General features: G+C 60.5%; 18 protein-coding genes and 1 tRNA gene. 11 read left to right on the forward strand and 8 right to left on the reverse strand.

Annotated features, from left to right (window positions below; translation table 11 throughout):
- The first annotated feature begins 56 nt into the window (after window positions 1-56).
- The 7 genes from rpmI to nhaD all read left to right on the forward strand — a co-directional run bounded on the left by rpmI (window position 57) and on the right by nhaD (window position 6,613).
- The gene (gene rpmI / locus R3175_RS01210) at window positions 57-248 is read left to right on the forward strand and encodes a 50S ribosomal protein L35 (RefSeq protein ID WP_318941732.1); all 192 of its coding nucleotides are present in this window, start codon (window positions 57-59) and stop codon (window positions 246-248) included.
- Window positions 249-279: 31 nt separating this feature from the next.
- Complete coding sequence (rplT, locus tag R3175_RS01215) at window positions 280-633, forward strand: 50S ribosomal protein L20 (protein WP_318941734.1); 354 nt, start codon at window positions 280-282, stop codon at window positions 631-633.
- Window positions 634-815: 182 nt separating this feature from the next.
- Window positions 816-1,814, forward strand: a complete 999-nt coding sequence (gene pheS, locus R3175_RS01220) for a phenylalanine--tRNA ligase subunit alpha (protein ID WP_318941736.1) — start codon at window positions 816-818, stop codon at window positions 1,812-1,814.
- Window positions 1,815-1,871: 57 nt separating this feature from the next.
- Window positions 1,872-4,244 carry a phenylalanine--tRNA ligase subunit beta gene (gene pheT / locus R3175_RS01225; protein WP_318941738.1) on the forward strand — a complete coding sequence of 791 codons (2,373 nt, stop codon included), beginning with the start codon at window positions 1,872-1,874 and terminating at the stop codon, window positions 4,242-4,244.
- Window positions 4,245-4,247: 3 nt separating this feature from the next.
- Window positions 4,248-4,550, forward strand: a complete 303-nt coding sequence (gene ihfA / locus R3175_RS01230) for an integration host factor subunit alpha (protein ID WP_071264800.1) — start codon at window positions 4,248-4,250, stop codon at window positions 4,548-4,550.
- Window positions 4,531-4,896: a MerR family transcriptional regulator gene (locus tag R3175_RS01235; RefSeq protein ID WP_318941745.1), complete on the forward strand. Its 366-nt coding sequence runs from the start codon at window positions 4,531-4,533 to the stop codon at window positions 4,894-4,896. Before ihfA ends, R3175_RS01235 begins: the two co-directional genes overlap by 20 nt.
- A gap of 295 nt (window positions 4,897-5,191) precedes the next feature.
- Complete coding sequence (gene nhaD / locus R3175_RS01240; RefSeq protein WP_318941746.1) at window positions 5,192-6,613, forward strand: sodium:proton antiporter NhaD; 1,422 nt, start codon at window positions 5,192-5,194, stop codon at window positions 6,611-6,613.
- Window positions 6,614-6,775: 162 nt separating this feature from the next.
- On the opposite strand, the gene R3175_RS01245 is transcribed toward nhaD, so the two are convergent.
- A tRNA-Pro gene (locus tag R3175_RS01245) sits at window positions 6,776-6,852 on the reverse strand.
- Window positions 6,853-7,331: 479 nt separating this feature from the next.
- On the opposite strand from R3175_RS01245, the gene R3175_RS01250 reads away from it, so the two are divergent.
- The gene (locus tag R3175_RS01250; RefSeq protein WP_318941747.1) at window positions 7,332-8,921 is read left to right on the forward strand and encodes a BCCT family transporter; all 1,590 of its coding nucleotides are present in this window, start codon (window positions 7,332-7,334) and stop codon (window positions 8,919-8,921) included.
- 79 nt (window positions 8,922-9,000) lie between these two features.
- Here the strand turns inward: R3175_RS01250 and R3175_RS01255 are convergent, their stop codons facing one another.
- The 4 genes from R3175_RS01255 to R3175_RS01270 form a co-directional block, all read right to left on the reverse strand.
- Complete coding sequence (locus R3175_RS01255) at window positions 9,001-9,945, reverse strand: alpha-L-glutamate ligase-like protein (protein ID WP_318941749.1); 945 nt, start codon at window positions 9,943-9,945, stop codon at window positions 9,001-9,003.
- Window positions 9,942-11,456: an inactive transglutaminase family protein gene (locus tag R3175_RS01260; RefSeq protein WP_318941750.1), complete on the reverse strand. Its 1,515-nt coding sequence runs from the start codon at window positions 11,454-11,456 to the stop codon at window positions 9,942-9,944. Before R3175_RS01260 ends, R3175_RS01255 begins: the two co-directional genes overlap by 4 nt.
- Window positions 11,453-12,133 (reverse strand): ATP-dependent zinc protease, encoded by a 681-nt coding sequence (locus R3175_RS01265; RefSeq protein WP_318941752.1) that lies wholly within the window; start codon window positions 12,131-12,133, stop codon window positions 11,453-11,455. The genes R3175_RS01260 and R3175_RS01265 overlap by 4 nt, the downstream gene beginning before the upstream one ends.
- A 321-nt stretch (window positions 12,134-12,454) precedes the next feature.
- Complete coding sequence (locus R3175_RS01270; RefSeq protein ID WP_318941753.1) at window positions 12,455-12,793, reverse strand: hypothetical protein; 339 nt, start codon at window positions 12,791-12,793, stop codon at window positions 12,455-12,457.
- A 496-nt stretch (window positions 12,794-13,289) separates the two neighbouring features.
- Between R3175_RS01270 and rmuC the strand changes: the two genes are divergently transcribed.
- Together rmuC and R3175_RS01280 are read left to right on the forward strand one after the other, a co-directional pair.
- A complete protein-coding gene (rmuC, locus tag R3175_RS01275) occupies window positions 13,290-14,654 on the forward strand; it encodes a DNA recombination protein RmuC (RefSeq protein ID WP_318941928.1) in 1,365 nt (454 codons plus the stop codon).
- A gap of 27 nt (window positions 14,655-14,681) precedes the next feature.
- Window positions 14,682-15,533 (forward strand): hypothetical protein, encoded by an 852-nt coding sequence (locus R3175_RS01280; protein WP_318941754.1) that lies wholly within the window; start codon window positions 14,682-14,684, stop codon window positions 15,531-15,533.
- A gap of 44 nt (window positions 15,534-15,577) precedes the next feature.
- Here the strand turns inward: R3175_RS01280 and R3175_RS01285 are convergent, their stop codons facing one another.
- Window positions 15,578-16,585 (reverse strand): AraC family transcriptional regulator, encoded by a 1,008-nt coding sequence (locus tag R3175_RS01285; protein ID WP_318941756.1) that lies wholly within the window; start codon window positions 16,583-16,585, stop codon window positions 15,578-15,580.
- Window positions 16,586-16,761: 176 nt separating this feature from the next.
- Between R3175_RS01285 and R3175_RS01290 the strand changes: the two genes are divergently transcribed.
- Complete coding sequence (locus R3175_RS01290) at window positions 16,762-17,889, forward strand: CaiB/BaiF CoA-transferase family protein (protein ID WP_318941758.1); 1,128 nt, start codon at window positions 16,762-16,764, stop codon at window positions 17,887-17,889.
- Window positions 17,890-17,958: 69 nt separating this feature from the next.
- On the opposite strand, the gene R3175_RS01295 is transcribed toward R3175_RS01290, so the two are convergent.
- Together R3175_RS01295 and R3175_RS01300 are read right to left on the reverse strand one after the other, a co-directional pair.
- Window positions 17,959-20,694, reverse strand: a complete 2,736-nt coding sequence (locus R3175_RS01295) for a hypothetical protein (RefSeq protein WP_318941759.1) — start codon at window positions 20,692-20,694, stop codon at window positions 17,959-17,961.
- Between the two features lie 317 nt (window positions 20,695-21,011).
- Window positions 21,012-21,785: an enoyl-CoA hydratase gene (locus R3175_RS01300; RefSeq protein WP_318941760.1), complete on the reverse strand. Its 774-nt coding sequence runs from the start codon at window positions 21,783-21,785 to the stop codon at window positions 21,012-21,014.
- Between the last annotated feature and the right edge of the window lie 18 nt (window positions 21,786-21,803).

Consider the following 21,803-nt stretch of genomic DNA (forward strand, 5'->3'; position numbering starts at 1 on the left):
GATTTGTCGTTCAGAAACACATGCGTTTTTTAAAAATAGAATGCGGAGTTTTAGAAATGCCTAAGATGAAAACCAAGAGCGGGGCCGCCAAGCGGTTCAAGAAGACCGCCAGCGGCTTCAAGCATAAGCAATCCTTCACCAGTCACATTCTGACCAAGAAGAGCCCCAAGCGTAAGCGTCAGCTCCGTGGTACCAAGCTGATCGCCAAGTCTGATGTGGCGTCCATCAACCGTATGCTCGGTCAGTAAGCGTTTAACTGGATAACAGAAGGATTAAAGTATGCCTCGCGTAAAACGTGGCGTGGTTGCACGCCGTCGTCATAAGAAAATCATGGATCAGGCCAAGGGTTACTACGGTGCTCGTAGCCGTGTATTCCGGGTTGCCAAGCAGGCGGTTATCAAGGCGGGTCAGTACGCTTACCGTGACCGTCGCAATCGCAAGCGTCAGTTCCGCGCACTGTGGATCGCCCGTATCAACGCCGGCGCCCGTGCCAATGGCCTGTCCTACAGCCGTCTGATCGCTGGTCTGAAGAAGGCAAACGTAGAAATCGATCGTAAGGTTCTGGCCGACCTGGCCATGAACGAGCAGCAGGCGTTTGCCGCTGTGGTTGAGAAGGCAAAAGCGGCCCTGTGATCGCTTAGCTCTTTCATCGATGACCGATCGAATGGGGCGTCCATTATGGGTGCCCGATGATAGGGGAAGGGCATGCTCTTCCCCTATTTTTTGTTTAGGGGGCCTTTGAATACGTCACAAACCATGCGGGCGTATTCACAGGCTCCTTCAGTCATTCCATTTATGGTTTTGGAGCAGGGTCAATGGAAAACCTGGAGCAACTTGTTCAGGACGGGCTGGCTGCGGTGGAGCAGGCCGGCGGCCTGCAGGCACTGGATCAGGTCCGCGTCGATTACCTCGGCAAGAAAGGCGTTCTTACGCAACAGTTGAAGTCGCTGGGCAAACTGTCCCCGGAAGAGCGTCCTGCCGCGGGCCAGAAAATCAACGATGCCAAGGCTCAGGTCCAGCAGGCCATCAACGCGCGGCGGGCAGAGCTGGAACAGGCGGCCCTGGATGCCAAGCTGGCCAGTGAGTCCATCGATGTCACCCTGCCGGGCCGTGGCCAGGATCTCGGGGGACTGCACCCGGTAACCCGCACCCTGCAGCGGATCGAGCAGTTCTTTGCCAAGGCCGGCTACACCGTCGAGCAGGGCCCGGAAATCGAAGATGATTACCACAACTTCGAGGCGTTGAACATTCCGGGACACCATCCCGCGCGCGCCATGCACGATACCTTCTATTTCAACCCGGGCACCTTGCTCCGCACCCATACCTCACCGGTCCAGATCCGCACCATGGAGGATGGCAAGCCGCCGTTCCGGATGATCTGCCCGGGCCGGGTCTATCGTTGTGATTCCGATATGACCCACACCCCCATGTTCCACCAGGTGGAAGGCCTGCTGGTGGAGAAGAATGTGAGCTTTGCCGACCTCAAGAGTACCGTGGAGGAGTTCCTGCGGGTGTTCTTCGAGAAGGACCTGGCGGTCCGTTTCCGGCCTTCCTATTTCCCGTTTACCGAGCCTTCGGCGGAAGTGGACATCGAGTGGGGCCGTGAAGAGGACGGCAGCATCAAGTGGCTGGAAGTGATGGGCTGCGGCATGGTGCACCCCAAGGTCTTCGAGTATTGCGGAATCGCCCCTGAAGAATACCGTGGTTTTGCGTTCGGCCTCGGCGTAGAGCGTTTGGCCATGCTGCGCTATGGCGTGAACGACCTGCGCATGTTCTTCGAGAACGATCTGCGTTTTCTGCGCCAGTTCCGTTAACGGAGCGCCAGGCATTGAGACACTTCCGCAAAACGGTATCAGAACAAGGCATACACCATGAAATTTAGTGAACAGTGGCTACGCGAATGGGTTAACCCCGGCATCGATACCCAGGCTCTGGTGGACCAGATCACCATGGCGGGGCTTGAGGTGGACGGCTTTGAACCGGTGGCCGGGCGTTTTTCCGGCGTTATCGTGGGTGAGGTGACCAATGTGGTGCCCCATCCGGATGCCGACAAGCTGCGGGTCTGCCAGGTGGCGGGCGGTGAAGAAGTGGTCCAGGTGGTCTGTGGTGCACCGAATGTGCGGGAAGGCCTGAAGGTCCCCTTTGCCGTGGTTGGTGCGGTGCTGCCGGGGGATTTCAGGATCAAGAAGGCCAAGCTGCGGGGTCAGGCGTCCCACGGCATGCTGTGTTCCGAATCCGAATTGGGCCTGTCGGACAGCCATGAGGGCCTGATGGAACTGCCCGAAGACGCACCAACCGGTCAGGACCTGCGTGATTTCCTCGGGCTCGAGGATGTCACCATCGACGTGGACCTGACCCCCAATCGCAGTGACTGTCTGTCGATCCGTGGTATTGCCCGTGAGGTGGGCGTGCTCAACAGTCAGCCGGTGGAAGGGCCGGAGATCAAGCCGATTGCGTCGGTTCACTCCGAGGTAGTGGACGTGGCGGTGAAGGCCCCGGAGGGCTGCCCGCGCTACTTGGCCCGAGTGCTGCGTAACGTCAACCTGGGTGTGAGCACGCCGCTGTGGATGAAGGAAAAGCTGCGTCGCTCCGGTATCCGGTCGATCGATCCGGCGGTGGATGTCACCAATTACGTCATGCTGGAACAGGGGCAGCCCATGCACGCCTTCGATCGCGAAGAGTTGATCGGCGGTATTGTGGTGCGCATGGCGGAAGAGGGTGAAAAGCTGGTGCTGCTGGACGGTCAGGAAGTGGCGTTGACTCCCGATACCCTGGTGATTGCCGACCGGGAGAAACCGGTGGCCATCGCCGGTGTCATGGGGGGCGAGCATTCCGGCGTCAGCGAGAAAACCCGGGACCTGGTGCTGGAATCCGCCTATTTCGAGCCGATTGCCCTGGCCGGCAAGGCGCGCCACTATGGCCTGCATACGGACGCCTCCCACCGCTTCGAGCGGGGCGTGGACTGCCAGCTGCCGAGGGATGCCATGGAGCGGGCCACCGAGTTGCTGATGGCCATTGTCGGCGGCGAGCCCGGTGAGATTATCGAAGTCTCCAGCGAGCCGGATCTGCCGCTGGACCGCACCATTGACCTGCGCGAGCAGAAAGTGGCCGACGTGTTGGGGCTGGCGATTGAGCGCACCACCGTCGAGGAAATCCTCACCCGCCTGGGGTTGCATATCGACAAGCTGCTCAAGGATGGCTGGCGGGTGCACGTCCCCAGCTTCCGGCCAGACCTGACCATCGAGGTCGACCTGATTGAGGAGATCGGTCGCATCTACGGTTACAACAACCTGCCGGTCACAGAGCCGGAGGGTTCCCTGGGCCTGCGTCCGCAGTCGGAAGCCACCCGGCCGTTGTCTGCCATACAGAATTACTTTGTCGCCCAGGGATACCAGGAGGCGGTGACCTACAGTTTCGTTGACCCCAAGGTGCAGGCGCTGCTGGATCCCGAGCGTGAGGGGATTCCGCTGGCCAACCCGATTTCGGCCGACCTGTCGGTGATGCGGACCACACTGTGGAGCGGCCTGCTCAAGACCGTGGCCTATAACCAGAACCGTCAGCAGCCGCGTGTTCGCCTGTTCGAGACCGGTCTGCGGTTTGTCCAGAACGGCGATCTTATTGATCAGCAGCCGATGCTGGCGGGGGTCGCTGCCGGCCCCCAGGTGCCGGAAAACTGGGCCAATGGGCGCCGCAACGCAGATTTCTTCGATGTGAAGGGCGAGTTGGAAGGGCTGTTCCAGCTGCTGGGCATCACCGTGGAGTTCGTCCGTGGCGGGCACCCGGCCCTGCATCCGGGGCAGACTGCCGAGCTCAAGATGGCCGGCCGGTCAGTAGGCTGGTTGGGGGCCCTGCACCCGCAAGTTCAGAAAAAACTTGAACTTAATGGCACGATCCTGATGTTTGAGCTATTCTTGAACTCAATCGTCACCGGTTATGTGCCTAATTTCAAAGAAATTTCAAAATTCCCTGAAGTTCGGCGGGATTTGGCTATTATTATCGGCAACGACACGGCGTTTGCGGATGTGGAACGTGTGGTCAAACAAACCGCAGGCGAGCACCTGACCTCGCTGCGGGCGTTCGATGTCTATGAGGGCGAGAGCCTGGGGGCGGGTAACCGCAGTCTGGCGCTGAGCCTGTTCTGGCAGCATCCGGAGCGAACACTCAACGAAGAAGAAGTGCACGCGCTCTTCGACGGTGTGATTGCGGCATTGAAGGAAGAGCTGGGGGCAACACTGAGGAGTTAATGCATGGCGGCTTTGACGAAAGCGGAAATGGCCGAGCGATTGTATGAAGAGCTGGGGCTTAACAAACGCGAAGCCAAGGAAATGGTGGAAGCTTTTTTCGATGAAATCAGAGGCGCTCTCAGTCACAATGAGCAGGTGAAGTTGTCCGGTTTTGGCAACTTCGACCTGCGCGACAAGAAGCAGCGGCCGGGACGTAACCCAAAGACCGGCGAAGAAATTCCGATCAGTGCGCGGCGCGTGGTGACGTTCCGACCTGGCCAGAAACTGAAGCAGAAAGTAGAAGCCTATGTTGGAACCCAGTCATAACAACGAATTACCGGCGATCCCGGGCAAGCGTTACTTCACCATTGGGGAAGTGGCGGACCTGTGTGCGGTGAAGGCGCACGTGCTGCGCTATTGGGAGCAGGAATTTCCCCAGCTCTCCCCGGTAAAACGTCGTGGCAACCGCCGGTATTACCAGCGTTCCGACGTGATCACCATTCGCCAGATCCGCAGTCTGCTGTACGATCAGGGCTACACCATCGGTGGCGCCAAGCAGAAGCTCAGCAGCCATGAGATCAAGGACGACACGTCCCAGTACAAGCAGCTGATCCGGCAGATGATCACTGAGCTGGAAGACGTGCTGGAAGTGCTGACAGCGCCGATCAAGTAAGCGCCGCTCCCCAAAAAAGCTCCGTTCCCACTAAGAAACCGAAGGTCTGCCCTTCGGTTTTTTAGTTTGGTTCCCCTCTACCCGAGATCCGTCAATGTCAATTGCCTGAGTTCGTGTTTAACTCGGGTACTTTCGCTATTGATTCGGGTACTAAGGTGCTGTGGTATTGCGGCCCATTTTCTCGGACAATCTGGTTCCTCTTTTTTCAACTGCCTACGGGGTTCCATTCATGCCTACCGGAAATCATCGAGTGATGCGAGGCCTGCCGTCTGCCGGGCGCAGGACGCTTACTGTAATGCTGGCTCTGTTGAGCTTGTTGCTGCTTGGCGGCGCCGCCATTGCCCATGCCTCCGAATCGGGCGGGCTGGGGATGACTCGCCATCCCATTGCCTACCTCGCCCTTGCGATCTTTGTGCTGGCCTACACCTTCGTGATGCTGGAAGAGAAGTTGCACATGCGCAAGTCCAAGCCGGTGCTGCTGGCGGCGGGCATCATATGGTTTCTGGTGGCAGGGCTGGCCGCCGCCCACGGCGAGAGCGAAAGTGCAAACGAGGCCCTGGGCCACAACCTGCTGGAATACTCTGAGTTGCTGTTGTTCCTGCTAGTCGCCATGACCTACATCAACGCCATGGAAGAGCGGCAGCTGTTCGATGCGTTAAGGGCCTGGCTGGTCAATAAGGGCTTCAGTTATGCGGGACTGTTCTGGATCACCGGTATCCTCGCGTTCTTCATTTCGCCAGTGGCCGATAACCTGACCACGGCGCTGCTGATGTGTGCGGTGGTGATGAAAGTGGGGGAGAGCAGCCCCCGTTTCATCGGTCTGGGGTGTATCAACATCGTGGTGGCGGCCAATGCCGGGGGCGCTTTCTCGCCCTTCGGTGATATCACCACCCTAATGGTCTGGCAGAAAGGCGTGGTGGATTTCACGGAGTTCTTCGCGCTGTTCGTGCCTTCGCTGGTCAACTTCCTGGTGCCTGCGGCCATCATGCACTTCTTCATCCCCAGTGAACCGCCCAAGCAGGCAACCGAGAAGGTCATCATGAAACGGGGAGCACGGCGGACGGTGGCGCTGTTCCTACTGACCATCACCACTGCGGTGCTGGGGCACAACTTCCTGCACCTGCCGGCGGTGGTTGGCATGATGATGGGCCTGGGCTACCTGCAGGTACTGGGCTACTACCTCCGCCTGAGCTTCAATCGCAGTGTGGCCAAGGAGCGGGCCTGGGCCATCCGTCAGCAGAACGAGCGCTTGTTGGCTCGGCTCGACAACGCCATTCCCTTTGACGTGTTCAACCCCATCGCCCGCGCCGAGTGGGACACTCTGCTGTTCTTTTACGGCGTAGTGCTTTGTGTGGGGGGGCTGGGCTATCTGGGCTATCTCAGTGAAGTTTCCACCCTGCTGTACACCGAGTGGAACCAGACTGCGGCCAACGTGGCGGTGGGTGTACTGTCGGCCATCGTGGACAACATTCCGGTGATGTTCGCCGTTTTGGCGATGGAGCCGGACATGTCCCACGGCCAGTGGCTGCTGGTCACCCTCACCGCGGGCGTGGGCGGTTCCATGCTTTCCATCGGCTCCGCCGCCGGCGTTGCGCTGATGGGGCAGGCCCGGGGTTATTACACCATGGCCACCCATTTGCGCTGGACACCGGTGATCGTGCTCGGCTACGCCGCTTCGATCCTTGTCCACCTCTGGCTGAACGCGGAGCTGTTCTGATGCCGGCGTACTGATTCTGTGCCATCAGGCCTTGCCGGCCTCGCCCGATGGCGGCTCGGCAAGGCCCTGACCCGAGGGTGGAAGGGCCGCTGCGGTAGAATTTCCTCAGCCGAAAAACAACAAAGCCCGGTACCTTGCGGTACCGGGCTTTGCTTTGGGAATTGGTCGGGACGGCAGGATTTGAACCTGCGACCACCTGCACCCCATACAGGTGCGCTACCAGGCTGCGCTACGCCCCGAGACGCTGGCGAAGTCCATCTACAAGGCTGGGCCTTTGGGACTCCGTGCTGCTGAGGCGAGTGCCTTCAGCAACTTAGCGGGAGCGAAGTCTACACTAGCCTTTCGTAAAAATAAACCGCTTTTTGACATAAGCCCATTCCGGGTTAATGTCCGGTGCGGCTGTGAATGGAGAAGGCCGGGGCCGACGAATCGCCGGCCAGTGAAAAAACTGGGCTGATCGGGCCAGTGATAGGGGCGCCACTGAATCGGAGTGAGCTTTCCCGGTGAGGCTGCAGTGCTTGAACAGACCTGGCTAACGCCAGCCATGGGCGGGGGCAGGTCAAGTCCCGGTTTTTGAACTAAGCTGTAACCTGGGTCGCGCAAATGTCTGAGTGTTTTGATCTTTTAGTATCGAAGCAATAGACTCGGTCACGACAAATCAAATACACAAGCCAACGATTTTGAATTGAAGTCGACTCTGGAACAGGAGGCTCCGCTCGTGGGAGAGGTTGTCAAAGACGAATATCAAACCGATTACGTGGTCGGCCAGGATAATATCAATCCATTCGGCCTGGATCTTCACGCACCGGTCTTTCCGATTGCTGCAGTGCTGGTAGTGCTGTTTGTGGTCGGGACCATGATCTTCCCGGCGGCATCCAAGGAGCTGCTGGATGGCGCCAAGTGGGGGGCAATCAACACCTTCGACTGGTTCTTCCTGATCAGTGCCAACATCTTTGTGGTGGTGTGCCTGGCGCTGATCTTCATGCCTGTCGGGCGCATCCGAATTGGCGGACAGGATGCCAGTCCGGAATTTTCCACCATCTCCTGGTTCGCCATGCTGTTTGCGGCGGGTATGGGGATTGGCCTGATGTTCTGGGCCGTGGCAGAGCCGGTGGCCTACTACACCGATTGGTACGGCACCCCGCTGGGTGCGGAGCCCAACTCGGAAGAGGGCGCCCGCATGGCGATGGGGGCGACCATGTACCACTGGGGCCTGCATCCCTGGGCCATTTACGCGGTTGTCGCGCTATCCCTGGCGTTCTTCGCCTACAACAAGGGGATGCCCCTGACCATTCGCTCCGCGTTCTTTCCGCTGCTCAGAGACCGTGTCTGGGGCTGGCCGGGACACATCATCGATATTCTGGCGGTACTGGCGACCATCTTCGGGCTCGCCACCTCCCTGGGCTTCGGTGCCCAGCAGGCCGCATCCGGGATCGACTACCTGTTCGGGACCTCCAGTGGCATTACCACCCAGATGACCATCATCACCGGTGTGACCCTGGTGGCATTGGTGTCCGTGCTTCGCGGCTTGGACGGTGGGGTGAAGGTGTTGAGTAACATCAACATGTCCCTGGCCGCACTGCTGCTGCTTTTCATCATCTTTGCCGGTCCCACCATGACGGTGCTGGATACCCTGTGGGTGACCTCGTCCACTTACGTGGCCAACATCCTGCCCCTGAGTAACCCGTTCGGGCGTGAGGACGAAACCTGGTTCCATGGCTGGACCGTGTTCTATTGGGCCTGGTGGATCTCCTGGTCACCGTTCGTGGGCATGTTCATCGCCCGGGTGTCCAAGGGTCGCACGGTGCGCGAGTTCATCACTGCGGTGCTGATTGTCCCCACCGTGATTACCGTGGTGTGGATGAGCGCCTTCGGTGGATCGGCGCTGGAACAGATTCAGGCGGGAATTGGAGCGCTGGCGGCCAACGGCCTGACCGACGTCCCCCTGGCGATGTTCCAGATGCTGGAAAACCTGCCGCTGGTCACGATCACCTCTTTCATCGGCATTGTGCTGGTACTGGTGTTCTTCGTGACGTCGTCGGATTCCGGTTCCCTGGTGATTGATAGCATCACGGCGGGCGGCAAGACCGATGCGCCGACCGCCCAGCGGGTGTTCTGGGTCATCATGGAAGGTGCCATTGCGGCGGCGTTGATCTTCGGTGGCGGCGATGACGCCCTGGGGGCAATTCAGGCGACCGCCATCACGGCCGGCCTGCCGTTCACCGCCATCCTGCTGGCGATGACCTGGGGGCTGCTCAAGGGGCTGACCCACGAGCGTAAGCTGCTGTTGGCCCAAGGCAAGCTGTAAGCCGCTCAGGCCATATAAAAAAAACCGGGGGTTCGCCTCCGGTTTTTTTGTGGTCATCATCCGGTCTTGCCGGCGAGTGCTATTGCCCGAACATTTCCATGGCGTAGGCCACCCGCCCCTCGGGGGTGAAGTGGGGGCGCTTGAGCCTTTCAATGGTGCGCAGCCGGCCCAGCAATCCCCGGCCATTGGCCATCTGGATGGCCAGGCCGGGGCGGGCGTTCAACTCCAACAGCAGTGGCCCCTGGGCAGCGTCAACCACCAGGTCCACGCCCATGTAGCCCAGCCCGGTGGCCTCATAGCAGCGCGAGGCCATCACCAGCATATCGTTCCAGTCATCAATCTTGAGGTCGCTCAGCGGCAGCCCGGTGTCCGGGTGCAGGGTGATGGTCCGGTTGAACTGCACGGCATTCAGGCTGCGCCCGGTGCCAATGTCCAGTCCGACCCCGACGGCGCCCTGGTGGAGGTTCGCCTTGCCATCGGAATCGGTGGTGGCCAGTCGCAGCATCGCCATCACCGGATAGCCTTGGAATACCACGATGCGGATATCGGGAACCCCCTGGAAGGAGAACTTGGCCAGGCCGGCGGAGGGTTGGACCAGGTCTTCCACGATGGCCACATCCGGGGTGCCCCCCAGGGAATACAGTCCGGCAAGAATGTTGGACAGGTGCCGTTCCAGGAAGCTCAGGCTGACGTCCGCCCCGGAGGCCTTCACATAGCGCTCCCTGTCCCGTCGGGTGATCACGGTGATGCCCTTGCCGCCGGAGCCCTTGGCGGGCTTGATGGCAAAGCCGCCGAGCTCTTCCACCAGTTCACGAAAATGGCTGATCTCGTGCTGCTGGCGAACCACCTGCCGTAGCTTGGGCGTGGGCACTTCATACTCCGCCGCCAGCAGCTTGGTCTTCAGCTTGTTGTCCACCATCGGATAGGAGGCCCGGTCGTTATAACGGCCGATGTAGTCCACATTGCGGCGGTTCATGCTCAGAATGCCCGCCCGGCGCAGGCGCAGCGGCGAAATCCAGCTCATTGATCATAGGCCTTCATCGGGTGGAACCGGCGCAGCTCGCTCAGCTTGTAGCCGGTGTACTGACCCATCAGCAGGATCAGCCCGAGGATCACCAGGTGCAGCTCGGGGAAATTGAAGGTCAGGTGACCGGCCAGCGGCGTGCTCATGGCCAGGTAGGCGCACACCGCCACAAACAGACTGCCAAATCCCTGGATCACGACCTCCCGGGGGCCTTCTTCCTCCCACAGGATGGACATCCGCTCGATGGTCCAGGCCAGGATGATCATCGGGAAGAAGGTGACCGTCATGCCGGTGTTGAAGCCCATCTGATAACCGACAATGCTGATGCCGGTGGTGATGAAGATCACCAGGATGATCAGGGCGGAGATCCGGGAGACCAGTAACAGGTTCAGGGCGGATAGGTAGCCGCGCATCAGCAGGCCCAGGGAAACCACCGAAATAAAGGCCACCAGGCCCGGTACCAGCGAGGTCTGGACAAAGGCCACAGCGATCAGCACGGGCATGAAGGTGCCGGAGGTGCGAATCCCGATCACGATGCGCATGAAGGCAACGATCAGCGCGCCCAGCGGCAGCAGCAGGAGCATGCGGAACATGCTTTGCTCCTCGATGGGCAGTTGGTAGAGGCTGATAAAGCCCAGGCCATTGTCGCTGGCTTCCGCACGGGCCAGCTGCAGGGCGGGCACCGTCTGTCGCAGCATGGAGAAAGTCACCTGGGACTCGCTGCCGCCCACCACGTCCAGCAGGGAGTTCGCGGCCTGACGCCAGAGCACCACGTTCTCGGGCAAGCCCTGGGTGCCGGTGTGGGGGTTGAAGGTGAGCCACTGTTCGCCATCGTAGATCTGCAGGTAAGGTTTGAGAAGCTGGCGTCGGCGAGCGTCTTCCAGTTGCAGACCGTCGGCGATACGGGCGGGAATGCCGGCGTGGTTGAGCATCCGGGCGAGCAGGTCGACGTAGTTGGTGCCCGACACCAGCAAGGTGGTGTTCTGCTCCGGATTTTCCGGCTGCATCAGCTTGATCAGCTCCCGGGTCATACTTTCGGGACTGCTGGAGCGCTCCCGGGCCTGTTGCAAGACCTCGCGCACGGCGGTGGCCTGGGGTTCCTCCCAGAACATCCGTTCCGCCTGGGGCGGGCGCTTGGGTTTCGGGGCTCCGGCTGAGGGATCCGGCACCAGCTGGGCCTTGAAGTAGAGGGTCTGTGGCCCGGAGGCGAAGCGCTTGGACCACTCGGCCCGGCGGTTGCCGCCGTCTTCGACAATGGAGAAGCCGTAGCCGGGCGAGGCAGCCTGCTCGGTGAGCAGCTGGAAACCCGGCGGTTGGTCCGGAATGTTCAGGCTGGCGAGCACGGGGCCGTTGGTGGCCTGGAAATCCACCCGTGCCTCGACCAGCCAGACCGGGCGTTGTTCACCCTTTAGCCAGGGGATGCCCAACTCCACATGACGCAAAACCGCCAGGCTCAGCCCAGCGGTAATCAGCAGGAAAATCGCGAAGAAAAACGGTGAACGGGAGGTCACTGATCCGGTTCCTTATCCGCCAGCATCGAGGCTGGGAGTTCGGTGGCGAATTCCTTGCCGACATCGATCAGCATGACATCCCGCAGAATGTTGCGGCCGATCAGGACATTGTTGGACAGGTGTTCACGGTCCGTCAGGGTGAACTCGGCTTTCTGGCGATGGTTGCCGATGGCAAACTGCAGTTCCACAACCGCGCGGCGCTCATACTCATCCACATTGGCCTGGATGATGCGAACGTTCCGGACAATCTCCCGCTCAAGCGTCCGGTACTGGCCATTGGAGTTGGGCACCGGGATATCAAAGCGGACCCAGTTCTGCCCGTCCCGTTCGAACCGGCGGATGTTGCGGGCATCCAGCGACGAGGTCTCGGCGCCGCTGTCGATACGGGCAACGTAGACAAAGCCGGGGCCATCCAGATAAAAGCGCTCTCGTTCGCCCACCACCAGCTTGCCGGCCAGGCGGTTGGCGTAGCCCTCCCGGTCCTCCGTCTGCGGGGAACGGGGGGCGGCTTCACAGACCACCGGCTCCGGCAATTCGGGGCAGGTTGGTTTTTCCACCTTTTCATCGATGGCGGTGAGAATCTCGTCGGTCATCGAACGGCTCTGGCGCAGCAGGGTGTCGTGGCGTTCCACCGTGGTGGCCAGCAGGGAGTTCAGTCCCTGGCGTTGTTCGGACACGGCAGAGTCCAGATGCCGAATGTCGTCTTTGGGAACCAGAAAGTAGCGATCGGTGGTGCAGCCTGTCAGGACCATGGCGGCGACGAGTGCCGTAGCAAGTGAGTACCCCAATTGGAAACATCGAAAAACCATTCATAACCTCTGAATCTGCAGCGGGAAGACTTCTTCGGGTCTTTTTCCAAACTGCGAAGAACATGCAGGCACCTGTTTTGCGAGGCGGTTCCCTGGCGCGCACAATAATGCGCCGGATTATACAACACTCGGCCTGGGGGATGCTTTACGGAAGGTTAAGGAAGTGAGCTTCCCGGCAATTTTGCGGGGTTAACGCCGGCTCAGGAAATGGTCATCGCCAACAACCTCCCCTGAGCGGAGATAGTCCTGGATGATTGGCGAGCAATTCAGATAGAACAGCAGCAACTCCCGTTGTACGTCCTTATCCTGAACCCGGGCGGCATTGCGGATCAATTGGAGAATGGCATCATCGCCGTTGGCTTCAAGGGCCATGCCGTAGCGATTGGTCAACAGTCGGGTCAGGCGGTCGAGATGGTACTCGCCAGTGTGTGTGATGTGGGGAAGCAAACGAATCTGACGATTCTGCGCTTCGTTTCGGGCGGTTTGACCGGCGTGGCCCACGGTTTTCCGCCAGAGTTCTTTCAGCATCTCGATGTCCTGTCGTTTCCGATAGCCTGTCCCTGGCCGCGCGCCTGTCTAGGGCTCACTGGGCCAGGTGGCCGAACATTATTCACTTTCTAGCCCATACGAACAGGTGAGTCCAGTCGCAATTGGGCGTCGCCTTGGGGGTGACGGACCGAATGGTCACCGGATTCCACTGTCCCCCGTGCTGGCAAGATACGTTAGACTGTGGCCCATGGATGATCCCCACCCAGGTTTTGAGGAGTGCTGAGTGCCTGATGTGATTCAACGGCTTGTGTCCGACCCCACCCTGGTGGTGGCGGTGTTTGTTATTCTCTCGGTTGGCTTGATTCTGCTGGCCATTCTCTGTTGGCAGCGTGGCCGGAAGATCGCGCGGTTGGAGCCGGAACTGGCCGAGAACCACGATGCGCTGCGCAGCCAGGACTATGAGCTGGCATTGAGGGACCAACAGGCCGAGCAGGTTGCCCGCGAGCGCGATGAGCTCAAGGCCCGGCTGACGGAGATGGAGCGGGAGCGCGGGGGCATCCTGGATCAACTTGGCGGTCTGGAGAATCGCAATGCGGCGCTGGAGGCCGAGGGGCGGGCCCGGTCAGAGCGGATCCAGCACCTGGAGACAGAGCGTGCCGAGCTGCAGCGCAAGGTGGATCAGCTTGGCGAGGACTTGCACGAGGTCCGCGGCCAGTTGCGGGAAAATCAGGTAGTGCTGGAAAAGGAGCAGCGGGCGGCCAATGAAAAGCTGGAATTGCTGGAGCGGAATCGCGATGCCCTGAAACAGGAGTTTGAAAATCTCGCCAACAAGATTTTCGAGCAGAAGAATGAGCGATTCAGCCAACAAACCCGTTCCAGCCTGGATACTCTGCTGAATCCGTTCCGGGACCAGCTCCAGGATTTCCGCAAGCGGGTGGAGGATGTCTACACCACCGAAACCAAGGACCGGCAGGCCTTACGCTCCGAAATCAAGTCGTTGCAGGAATTGAACCGGCAGATTACCGAGGAGGCCGCCAACCTGACCAAGGCCCTCAAGGGGGACAAGAAGATTCAGGGTAACTGGGGCGAGCTGATCCTGGAGCGCGTGCTCGAACGTTCCGGATTGCGCAAGGGCGTGGAGTACGAGACCCAGGGCAGCTACCGGGACAACGACGGCAACCTGCTGCGCCCGGATGTCATCGTTCACCTGCCAGACAGTCGCAACCTGATCGTCGACTCCAAGGTGTCGCTGGTGGCCTACCAGCAGTGGGTGACCGAAGAGGAGGAGAGTGCCCGGTCAGAGGCGCTCAAGGCCCATGTCGAGGCGGTACGGTCCCACATTCGCGCCTTGAGCGAGAAGGACTACAGCCAGCTCAATGGCCTGCACTCACCGGATTTCGTGCTGCTGTTCATGCCGATTGAACCCGCGTTTGTGGCGGCATTCCAGCAGGACGAGAACCTGTTCGCAGAAGCCTTTGAGCGAAAGATTATTGTGGTTACCCCCACCACCTTGTTGGCGACGCTGCGCACCATCGAAAACATCTGGCGTTACGAGCGCCAGAGCCAGAATGCCCGTCGAATTGCCGAGCGGGCCGGGGCGGTGTACGACAAGCTGCGGGTCTTCGTGGAGGCAATGGAGAAGTTGGGCAGTCAGCTGCACACCGTGCAGGGAACTTACGACGGCGCCATGAACACCCTTACCCGTGGCCGTGGCAACCTGGTGTCCCAGGCCAATCGCTTTGTGGAGTTGGGGGTTCGTGTTAAAAAAGAATTACCGAAGTCCATTCTTGACCAGGCGGAGGTGGACGCCGGGGATGACCATGAGCCCCGGCAGGACGAATTTGGTCCGGAGGGGCTGGAACAGACAACCTCGCAGCCTGAAGCCGTCGAAGAGAAATAATCCGAACATCTCAGTGGGGGAAGCAGTATGTCGGTGACAAAATTGACAGCCCGGACATTCTTCCAGGGATCGGTACTGGCTTCCGTGCTTTTGGCTTCCAGCGTGTCGGCGCTGCCGCCCGAGCACGAGGTACGGCGGCTGATGCTGGCCACCGAAGCCGCCGTGGCGGAGTCCCGATGGGGCGAAGCCGGGGAATACCTGAACCGCCTTCAGGCCCTGGAAGCCGAGAAGCCGGCGGACTACCTCTATTACCGGGGGCGGGTGATGCAGGAAGCCGGTCACTACAACGAAGCCCGCTCCGCCCTCGAGCAGTACATTGCGGCCGGTGGCCGGGAAGGCCGTCACTACGATTCGGCCCTGCGGTTGATTACCGAAGTGGAGAAGGCCCAGCGTGCGGTTGCCAACGGCACCGATGCATCGGCCAGCGGTGAACCGGTGGCGGTGATCGAGCCCGCTGGCGACGAATCGGTCCAGAGCCTGAGGCGCCTGTACCTGGCGGACTCGGATGCCGGCGCGCTGACCATCCATATGAACAGCCTGCTGGAGTTGAATGGCTGGCGGAAGGATCGCGGGGCGGTACTGGATGGCACACCGCCGGACATTCAATACAAGGTGAGTGCCGGTAATGGTGAGGTCCGAATCCAGCAGGCCCAGATCACCACCTCCGGTGGTCCCAGGCGGGTGTCGACCGAGGTGATGCCGGTCTATGGGGTAAATCCGGCGGTGCAGTGGGACTGCGAGTCCGCCACGCAGACTTGCTGGATCTATGATCCCCGGGACGGCTCCCGTCTGTTCCAGTTAGGTCACAATCGCGGAAAAACCCGGGATGCGGCCCGCACATTTGGCCGGCTGATCAAGACCCTGCAGAATCCGGAGTAATGGTCCGTCAGGTCAGCTCGCTGGCCTGGCAGGACGCCGGTTCCTCAACCCCGGTCGCCTTCCCGGTAGGCCCCCGGCGTTACCCCGGTCCATTTCTTGAAGGCCCGATGAAAGGTGGAGGGTTCGGTAAAACCGACCCGGTGGGCGATATCGTTGATCGGCAGGTCCTGGCGGCTGAGCAGGTAAATTGCCAGGTCCCGGCGCAGCAGGTCCTTGATTTCCTGGAAGGAGGTATTCTCCTGTTTCAGCCGCCGCCGCAGGGTCTGCGGGCTGGTATGCAATTCCGCCGCAATCCACTCGAAATCCGGCAGTGGCCTGGAGAAATCCCGGCCAATCAGCGTCCGGATCCTTCCGGTGTAGGTGTTGCTCTCGTCCGGGCGGGACAACAGATCGGCCGGTGAGGTTTTCAGGAACTGCACCATCTCCGCCCTGTCGCGAATGACCGGCGCGGACAGGAAGCGCTTGTCGAAGCTCAGGCTGGTTTCGTCGGCCTCGAAGGTCAGCGGGCAGTGGAAGATGTGCCGGTACTCGTCGCCATGCTCTGGTCGCGGGTAGTTGAACGATGCCTGTTCCAGCTCCACCGGCTGTCCAACCAGCCAGCAGCCCAACCGATGCCAGATGACCAGCAGGCTTTCCCGCAGGAAGTACATCGGGTCGTCAATCTCGCCTTCGATCACCTCCACCAGCCGGGCCTGGTTTCCGGACGTATCCAGCCGCATGCACACGGTCGGCTCAAACAACCGGGAAAACTGGAAAGCCCGCTCATAGACCGCTTCCAGGGTGGGGCAGTCGATCACCAGGGCGCACATGGTGGCGAAGGTGCCCGGCCGGCAGCGGCGGGGGCCCATGCCCATGAACTCGTCTTCCATGTCGTTCCAGATCACCTGCATCAGGCGGCTATACTGGGTGCTGTTGACCCGGGCCTTCTCAATGCGCAAAAGATCCGGTGAGATACCTGCCTTGCGCAGCATAAAGTCGGTATCGTACCCGTCCCGTTTGGCACCGGACAGGGCAGCCTGGACGAAGTGTCGGGATACGGTAAGCTCTGACATCACGGGGTCCGTTGTGAGTGACGAAACTCATCATAAGGCGGCACCATCACAATGCAACCATCCACACTGGCAGAAATGGCTAATTGGAATGACCGAAGCCACCGTTGGCCCGGAAGGGAAAACCCGGCAGCATCTTGAGGCAGATCGACCATTCCAGAATCATGTGAGGAGAATCTATGCCTGGCCCCCTGCAATCACTCAAAGTCCTCGATTTCAGCACCCTGCTGCCTGGCCCCTACGCCACCATGATGCTGGCGGATATGGGCGCCGACGTCCTGCGTGTGGAAGCGCCGGATCGCATGGACCTGACCCGGGTGATGCCGCCCCACGACGACGGCGTCAGCACCGCCCATACTTATCTAAACCGGGGCAAGCGCTCCCTAGGCCTGAACCTGAAGGAAGAAGGCAGCGCCGAACTCATCAAGGAGCTGGTGGCGGAGTACGACGTGGTCATCGAGCAGTTCCGGCCCGGGGTCATGGACCGGCTGGGTATCGGCTATGAAGCCCTGAAGGCCATCAACCCCCGTTTGATCTACTGCGCCATCACCGGCTATGGCCAGACCGGCCCCTACAGGGACCGGGCCGGCCACGACATCAACTACCTGTCCCTGGCCGGTGTCAGCAGTCATTGTGGCCGACAGGACAGCGGGCCTCCGCCCTTGGGTATCCAGGTGGCCGACGTGGCTGGCGGCTCCCACCATGCGGTGATGGGCATCCTGGCAGCGGTGATCCATCGCCAGCAGACCGGGGAAGGGCAGTTTGTCGACATCAGCATGACCGACGCCGCCTTCGCCCTCAACGCCATGGCCGGCGCCGCCTGCCTGGCCGGTGGCGTGGAGCAGAAGCCCGAGGGTGCGCTGCTCAATGGCGGCAGCTTCTACGATTACTACCAGACCCAGGATGGCCGTTGGCTCTCGGTGGGCAGCCTGGAGCCCCAGTTCCTGGCCCGGCTGTGTGACGTGATCGAGCGACCGGAGCTGAAGAGCTACGGCCTGAGCCAGAACCCGGAGCACCAGCAGGCCCTGAAGACCGCGTTGCGAGAGGCGATTGGCCAGAAGCCCTTGGAAGAATGGCAAGCCATTTTTGCGGAGCAGGATGCCTGTGTGGAACCGGTGCTCACCATTTCCGAAGCGGCGGAACACCCGCAGCTGAAGGCGCGGGACATGGTCATCGAGGTGGCTAAGCCGGATGGGCGGACCCAGCGGCAGATTGGCTTTCCGATCAAGTTTGAGAAGACGGCTTGTGAGAGTGGCTTTATTGGGCGGACGTTGGGAGCCGATAACAAGGAGGTATTGGGTGAGTAGCGTTCTGTAGTCCCAAGCTCCCAACAAAAAACCCCGGCCAGGCCGGGGTTTTTTGTGGTTTCGGGAGCCTTAGGGGTTAGTCATAAACAGCGTAACTGTCTCGGTCACCATCTGACCGAAGGTCGCCGCCGGATCGGCCGACACCGGTGTGCCATGGTCGCCGTCGGCGTACTCAGTGATGTTGGTCAGACCCAGGGTCAGCGGTTGTGTACCTGCCAACGGTGCATTGAAGCTGTCGATGGAAACCGGGACTACCTGGCCTCCAACTTCGGCGTTGAAGACGCCAGACAGCGCCGGTGTGCCCCAGGTATCCTGGTCGGCTGCGTTGGGCAGCACAGCATCTCCGTTGATCTGGGAAAGCAGGATCTGATCGCTCTGGCCGCTCAGGTTGTCCACGAAGTTAATGGGGTCGCCAGTATCCAGCGCTGCCTGGAACACGTTGAAGTAGGTCTCCAGGGCCGCATCGCCCTGTTCCAGGCCGGCCGCCTGCTGCAGGCCGAGGAAGATGGCCGGTGCGAAGGCCGGCGAATTCTGGGCCATGCCGGCAATATTGCCGCCCGGGGTCAGCAGGCTGGCTGCGTTGATGTCATTGTCCGTAACAGTCGGATCAATCGCTCCAGGTATCTGGTTAGCATTAACCGCTGAGAGGAATGGAGTGCCTGTAATGGTCCCGAAAGAGTGTCCTACGAAGTAGACCGGATCAGACGGGTCAATGGTCACCAGAGCGCCACCACCGGGGGCGGTGAGGGCCAGATTGGGCAGGCTCGCTCGGAGGTTCATCAGGTCCACAGAGCTCTGGCGGAAGTTGTCCCGGGAAGTGAGGAAGCTGGTCAGGTTAATGAACAGGCTGCCGGAATCGCCTTCGCCGGCGTCGTAATCGATCGGGGCGACAGTTCCAGAGACCGGGGCGTAGAAGCCAAAGTGGCGTTCATTATCAACCTGCGGCGCGAGACCGGGCACGGTGCTGCCTGCATTGGCGACAGTGTTCTCGATGGAGACAAGACCGGCCATGTCTTCGGAAGCGGTGGCCAGGGTGCCGTCGCATGCTCCGCCCAACACTTGCTGGATTGCCACTTCCGGGTCGGCGTCAAGACCCGCACAGCCTGCGTCGATCAATTGCTGAAGGAAACCCAGAGACAGCTGGCCACCAATCAGTGCAGCTCGATTGGTGTCATTCACTTCCAGTTCCGCTGCAGCGAGCAACTGATCGGCGAGAGCGGCCTGCTCTTCATCGGTAAAGGCGGCGACGCCGTGCAGGGTCAGGTCGATACCGAAAACGGCATAACCGTTGGCAGCGAGCGCGGTACCGAATGTCAGCATGGCACTGCGGTCAGTGGTGATACCGTGTTGGTAGATCACTACGCCATTAATGGTTCCCGAAGCTGGGTACAGAGCCAGCAGTGGTACCGTTTCCTGAGATTGCTCCTTCGGAAAGGGGAAGACATAGTTCACTGCGGTGGAAACGCTCGGATCAGCTTGCGGGATGGAGAGTCCCGCCCCTGCAAAAGCAGCGTTCAGGGCTGTCGCCAGACCGTCGTCCGCCTCCCACGAGTCTGTGAGCAGATTGCTGGAGCTGTTGCCAAGGTAATACGGCAGGGTGATGGTTCCCTGGGCCGCTAACACGTCAGATGAGCCCGCACCAACTGCATCCAGGACCTGGCTGGTCGGAGCGGATACGAGCGGAACCGGGACCACAGAAGCCGGGTCCAGCGTAATGTCAGTCTCGTCGCGGTCGGTCTGGTTTGGCAGCAGGGCGTCAAAGCTGGTTGCCAGGGCAACGCCGCCACACTGATAGGCTGTTGGGGTGGACGTGCCGTTCAGCCCCTCACAGGGGGCGCCTGAACCATAGAGGCTTGCCAGGGCTTCGGTGCCCAGAGTCCCTTCATCATCAATGGGAATCGCCGGGAAAGCGTTAAAGGCCCCAGTCACGACGGTATTAACCGCATCGAAGGTGGCGGCGCCATCTTCGACTGCCTGCGCGGCTGCTGAAACCTTGACGAAAGTCTCAAGCTGATCCTGGAACCAAGCCGCGGGCTCGGCAATATACTGCAACACCTTCTCATCATTAGAGGTTGTGAAGCTGTAGCTGATGGCAATCTTGTCGTCGGTCAGGCCGAGGGCCGCACCAGCGACGGCTTCCCACAAGTCGTTGATGATAGTGCGAACCGGCGCAAGCGCAGAGCTGGCCAGGGGCTGCTCTTCATCAGTCAGGCCTGCGTAGGTTGGGGACTGGATGATCGCCTCGCCGTTGATGTCGGTAACGTCGGTGGTGACCACGACAATGTAACGTTTACGCGGGTTCAGTGGCTCCAGCGGCAGCAGGCGAATGGCTGAGGTGCCATCCAGGGTTTCCACGTCGGCACGCACGGAAGGCAAGCCGCCAACAGTGGGGGGCTCGCCATTGGCCAGGCCCTGCACAGGGTCCCCGCTGGCGTAGTCCAGCTCCAACAGGAAGACGGTTTCGCCGGCAACAACGGTGGCCGGATCCACCTGGCCATTAAACTGGATCACCGCCGGTGCCACGGTGGAGGCGCCACTGAGTTCGTTGAGGGCGGTGGTTACAGGCGGTGAACTGTCACGCACACCAAAGGTTCCGTCACCCTGTTCAGAGTCAAAGATCAGGTCATTCGGAATCGGCAGTTTACTGGTGATCGGGTTGAAGATCGGCCAGGTCTTGCCGTCGATGGCTGGGTTGTTGATCTTGTAGTCCGGGTCCGCATTGGCCCCGGATTTGGCATCGCCGAAACAGCCGGTCAGCCCAACGGTAGAGGCCACGGCAAGACTTAGAAGGGTTTTCTTGAACATGGGTGGAACCTTTTCCTGTTGTTGTGTCGTTATAGTCGGCAACTGGCGGGGCCGGTGAGAACCGGTAAGCCCAGTGCCAGCTGTCGGTTTTGTCTGATTATCGGGCACTTCCTGCCACTTTCGTTCAGCCTGACTATATCGAAAGTGGGCGGATACTGTTGATCGCTCTAAAGTGTGATTCTGTCAGATCCGCGGAGCGGATTGAGGAAGCCGTCAATCACTCCCTCGTGTTCAGGAAAAAATAGTTGGCGGGCGGGGGTTTGTCGAGCCTGCAGGTATGACTTGCAGGCTGGTCATGACAATTGATTGCAACCGGCTCAGTCGAAACCGGAGAAATCGGGTTGCCGCTTTTCCATGAACGCCTTGAACGCTTCCGCGGCTTCCGGGGATTTCAGCCGCTCGCTGAACAGTGCCCCCTCGGTTTTGAGGGTATCGATCAGGGTGTCCTGAACCGGGCGGTTCAGCAGTTGCTTGGTGGCCCGGACGGCCGCCGGGGCCTGGGCGGCGAGGCGGTGGCAGGTGTCCAGGGCGGTGGGCTCGGTCTGCTCCGGATCGCAGATACGGTTGATCAGCCCCAGCCGGTCGGCGTCCTCGGCGCTGAAGGCGCCACCCAGCATCAGCAGCTCCGCCGCCCGGGCGCGACCGACCCAGCTGGGCAGCAGCAGGCTGGAGCCCCCCTCCGGGCACAGGCCCAGATTGACGAAGGGCATCTGGAAGCGGGCATTGCTGCCGGCGAACACGAAATCGCAGTGCAGCAGCATGGTGGTGCCGATGCCCACGGCCGGCCCGTTGACCGCGGCTACCACCGGTTTGGTGGCAGTGGCGAGCATTAGCAGGAAGCGGCCCACCGGTGTGTGCTCGAAAGCCCCGGGCAGGCCCTTGGCAAAATCGCTGAGGTCATTGCCGGCGGTGAAGCAGTCGCTGCTGCCGGTGAACAGCACGCAGCGGACGGTTTTGTCCTGCTCGGCGGTGGTCAGCGCGTCACCCAGGGCGGTGTACATGTCGTGGGTGAGGGCATTCTTGCGGTCCAGTCGGTTGATGCGTACGACCAGCACCTGGTCTTGTTGTTCGGTGAGCACGAGGTCGGTCACGGGTGGTTCTCCTGCTGA

This window comes from Marinobacter sp. (assembly GCF_033722735.1).
Lineage (GTDB): Bacteria > Pseudomonadota > Gammaproteobacteria > Pseudomonadales > Oleiphilaceae > Marinobacter.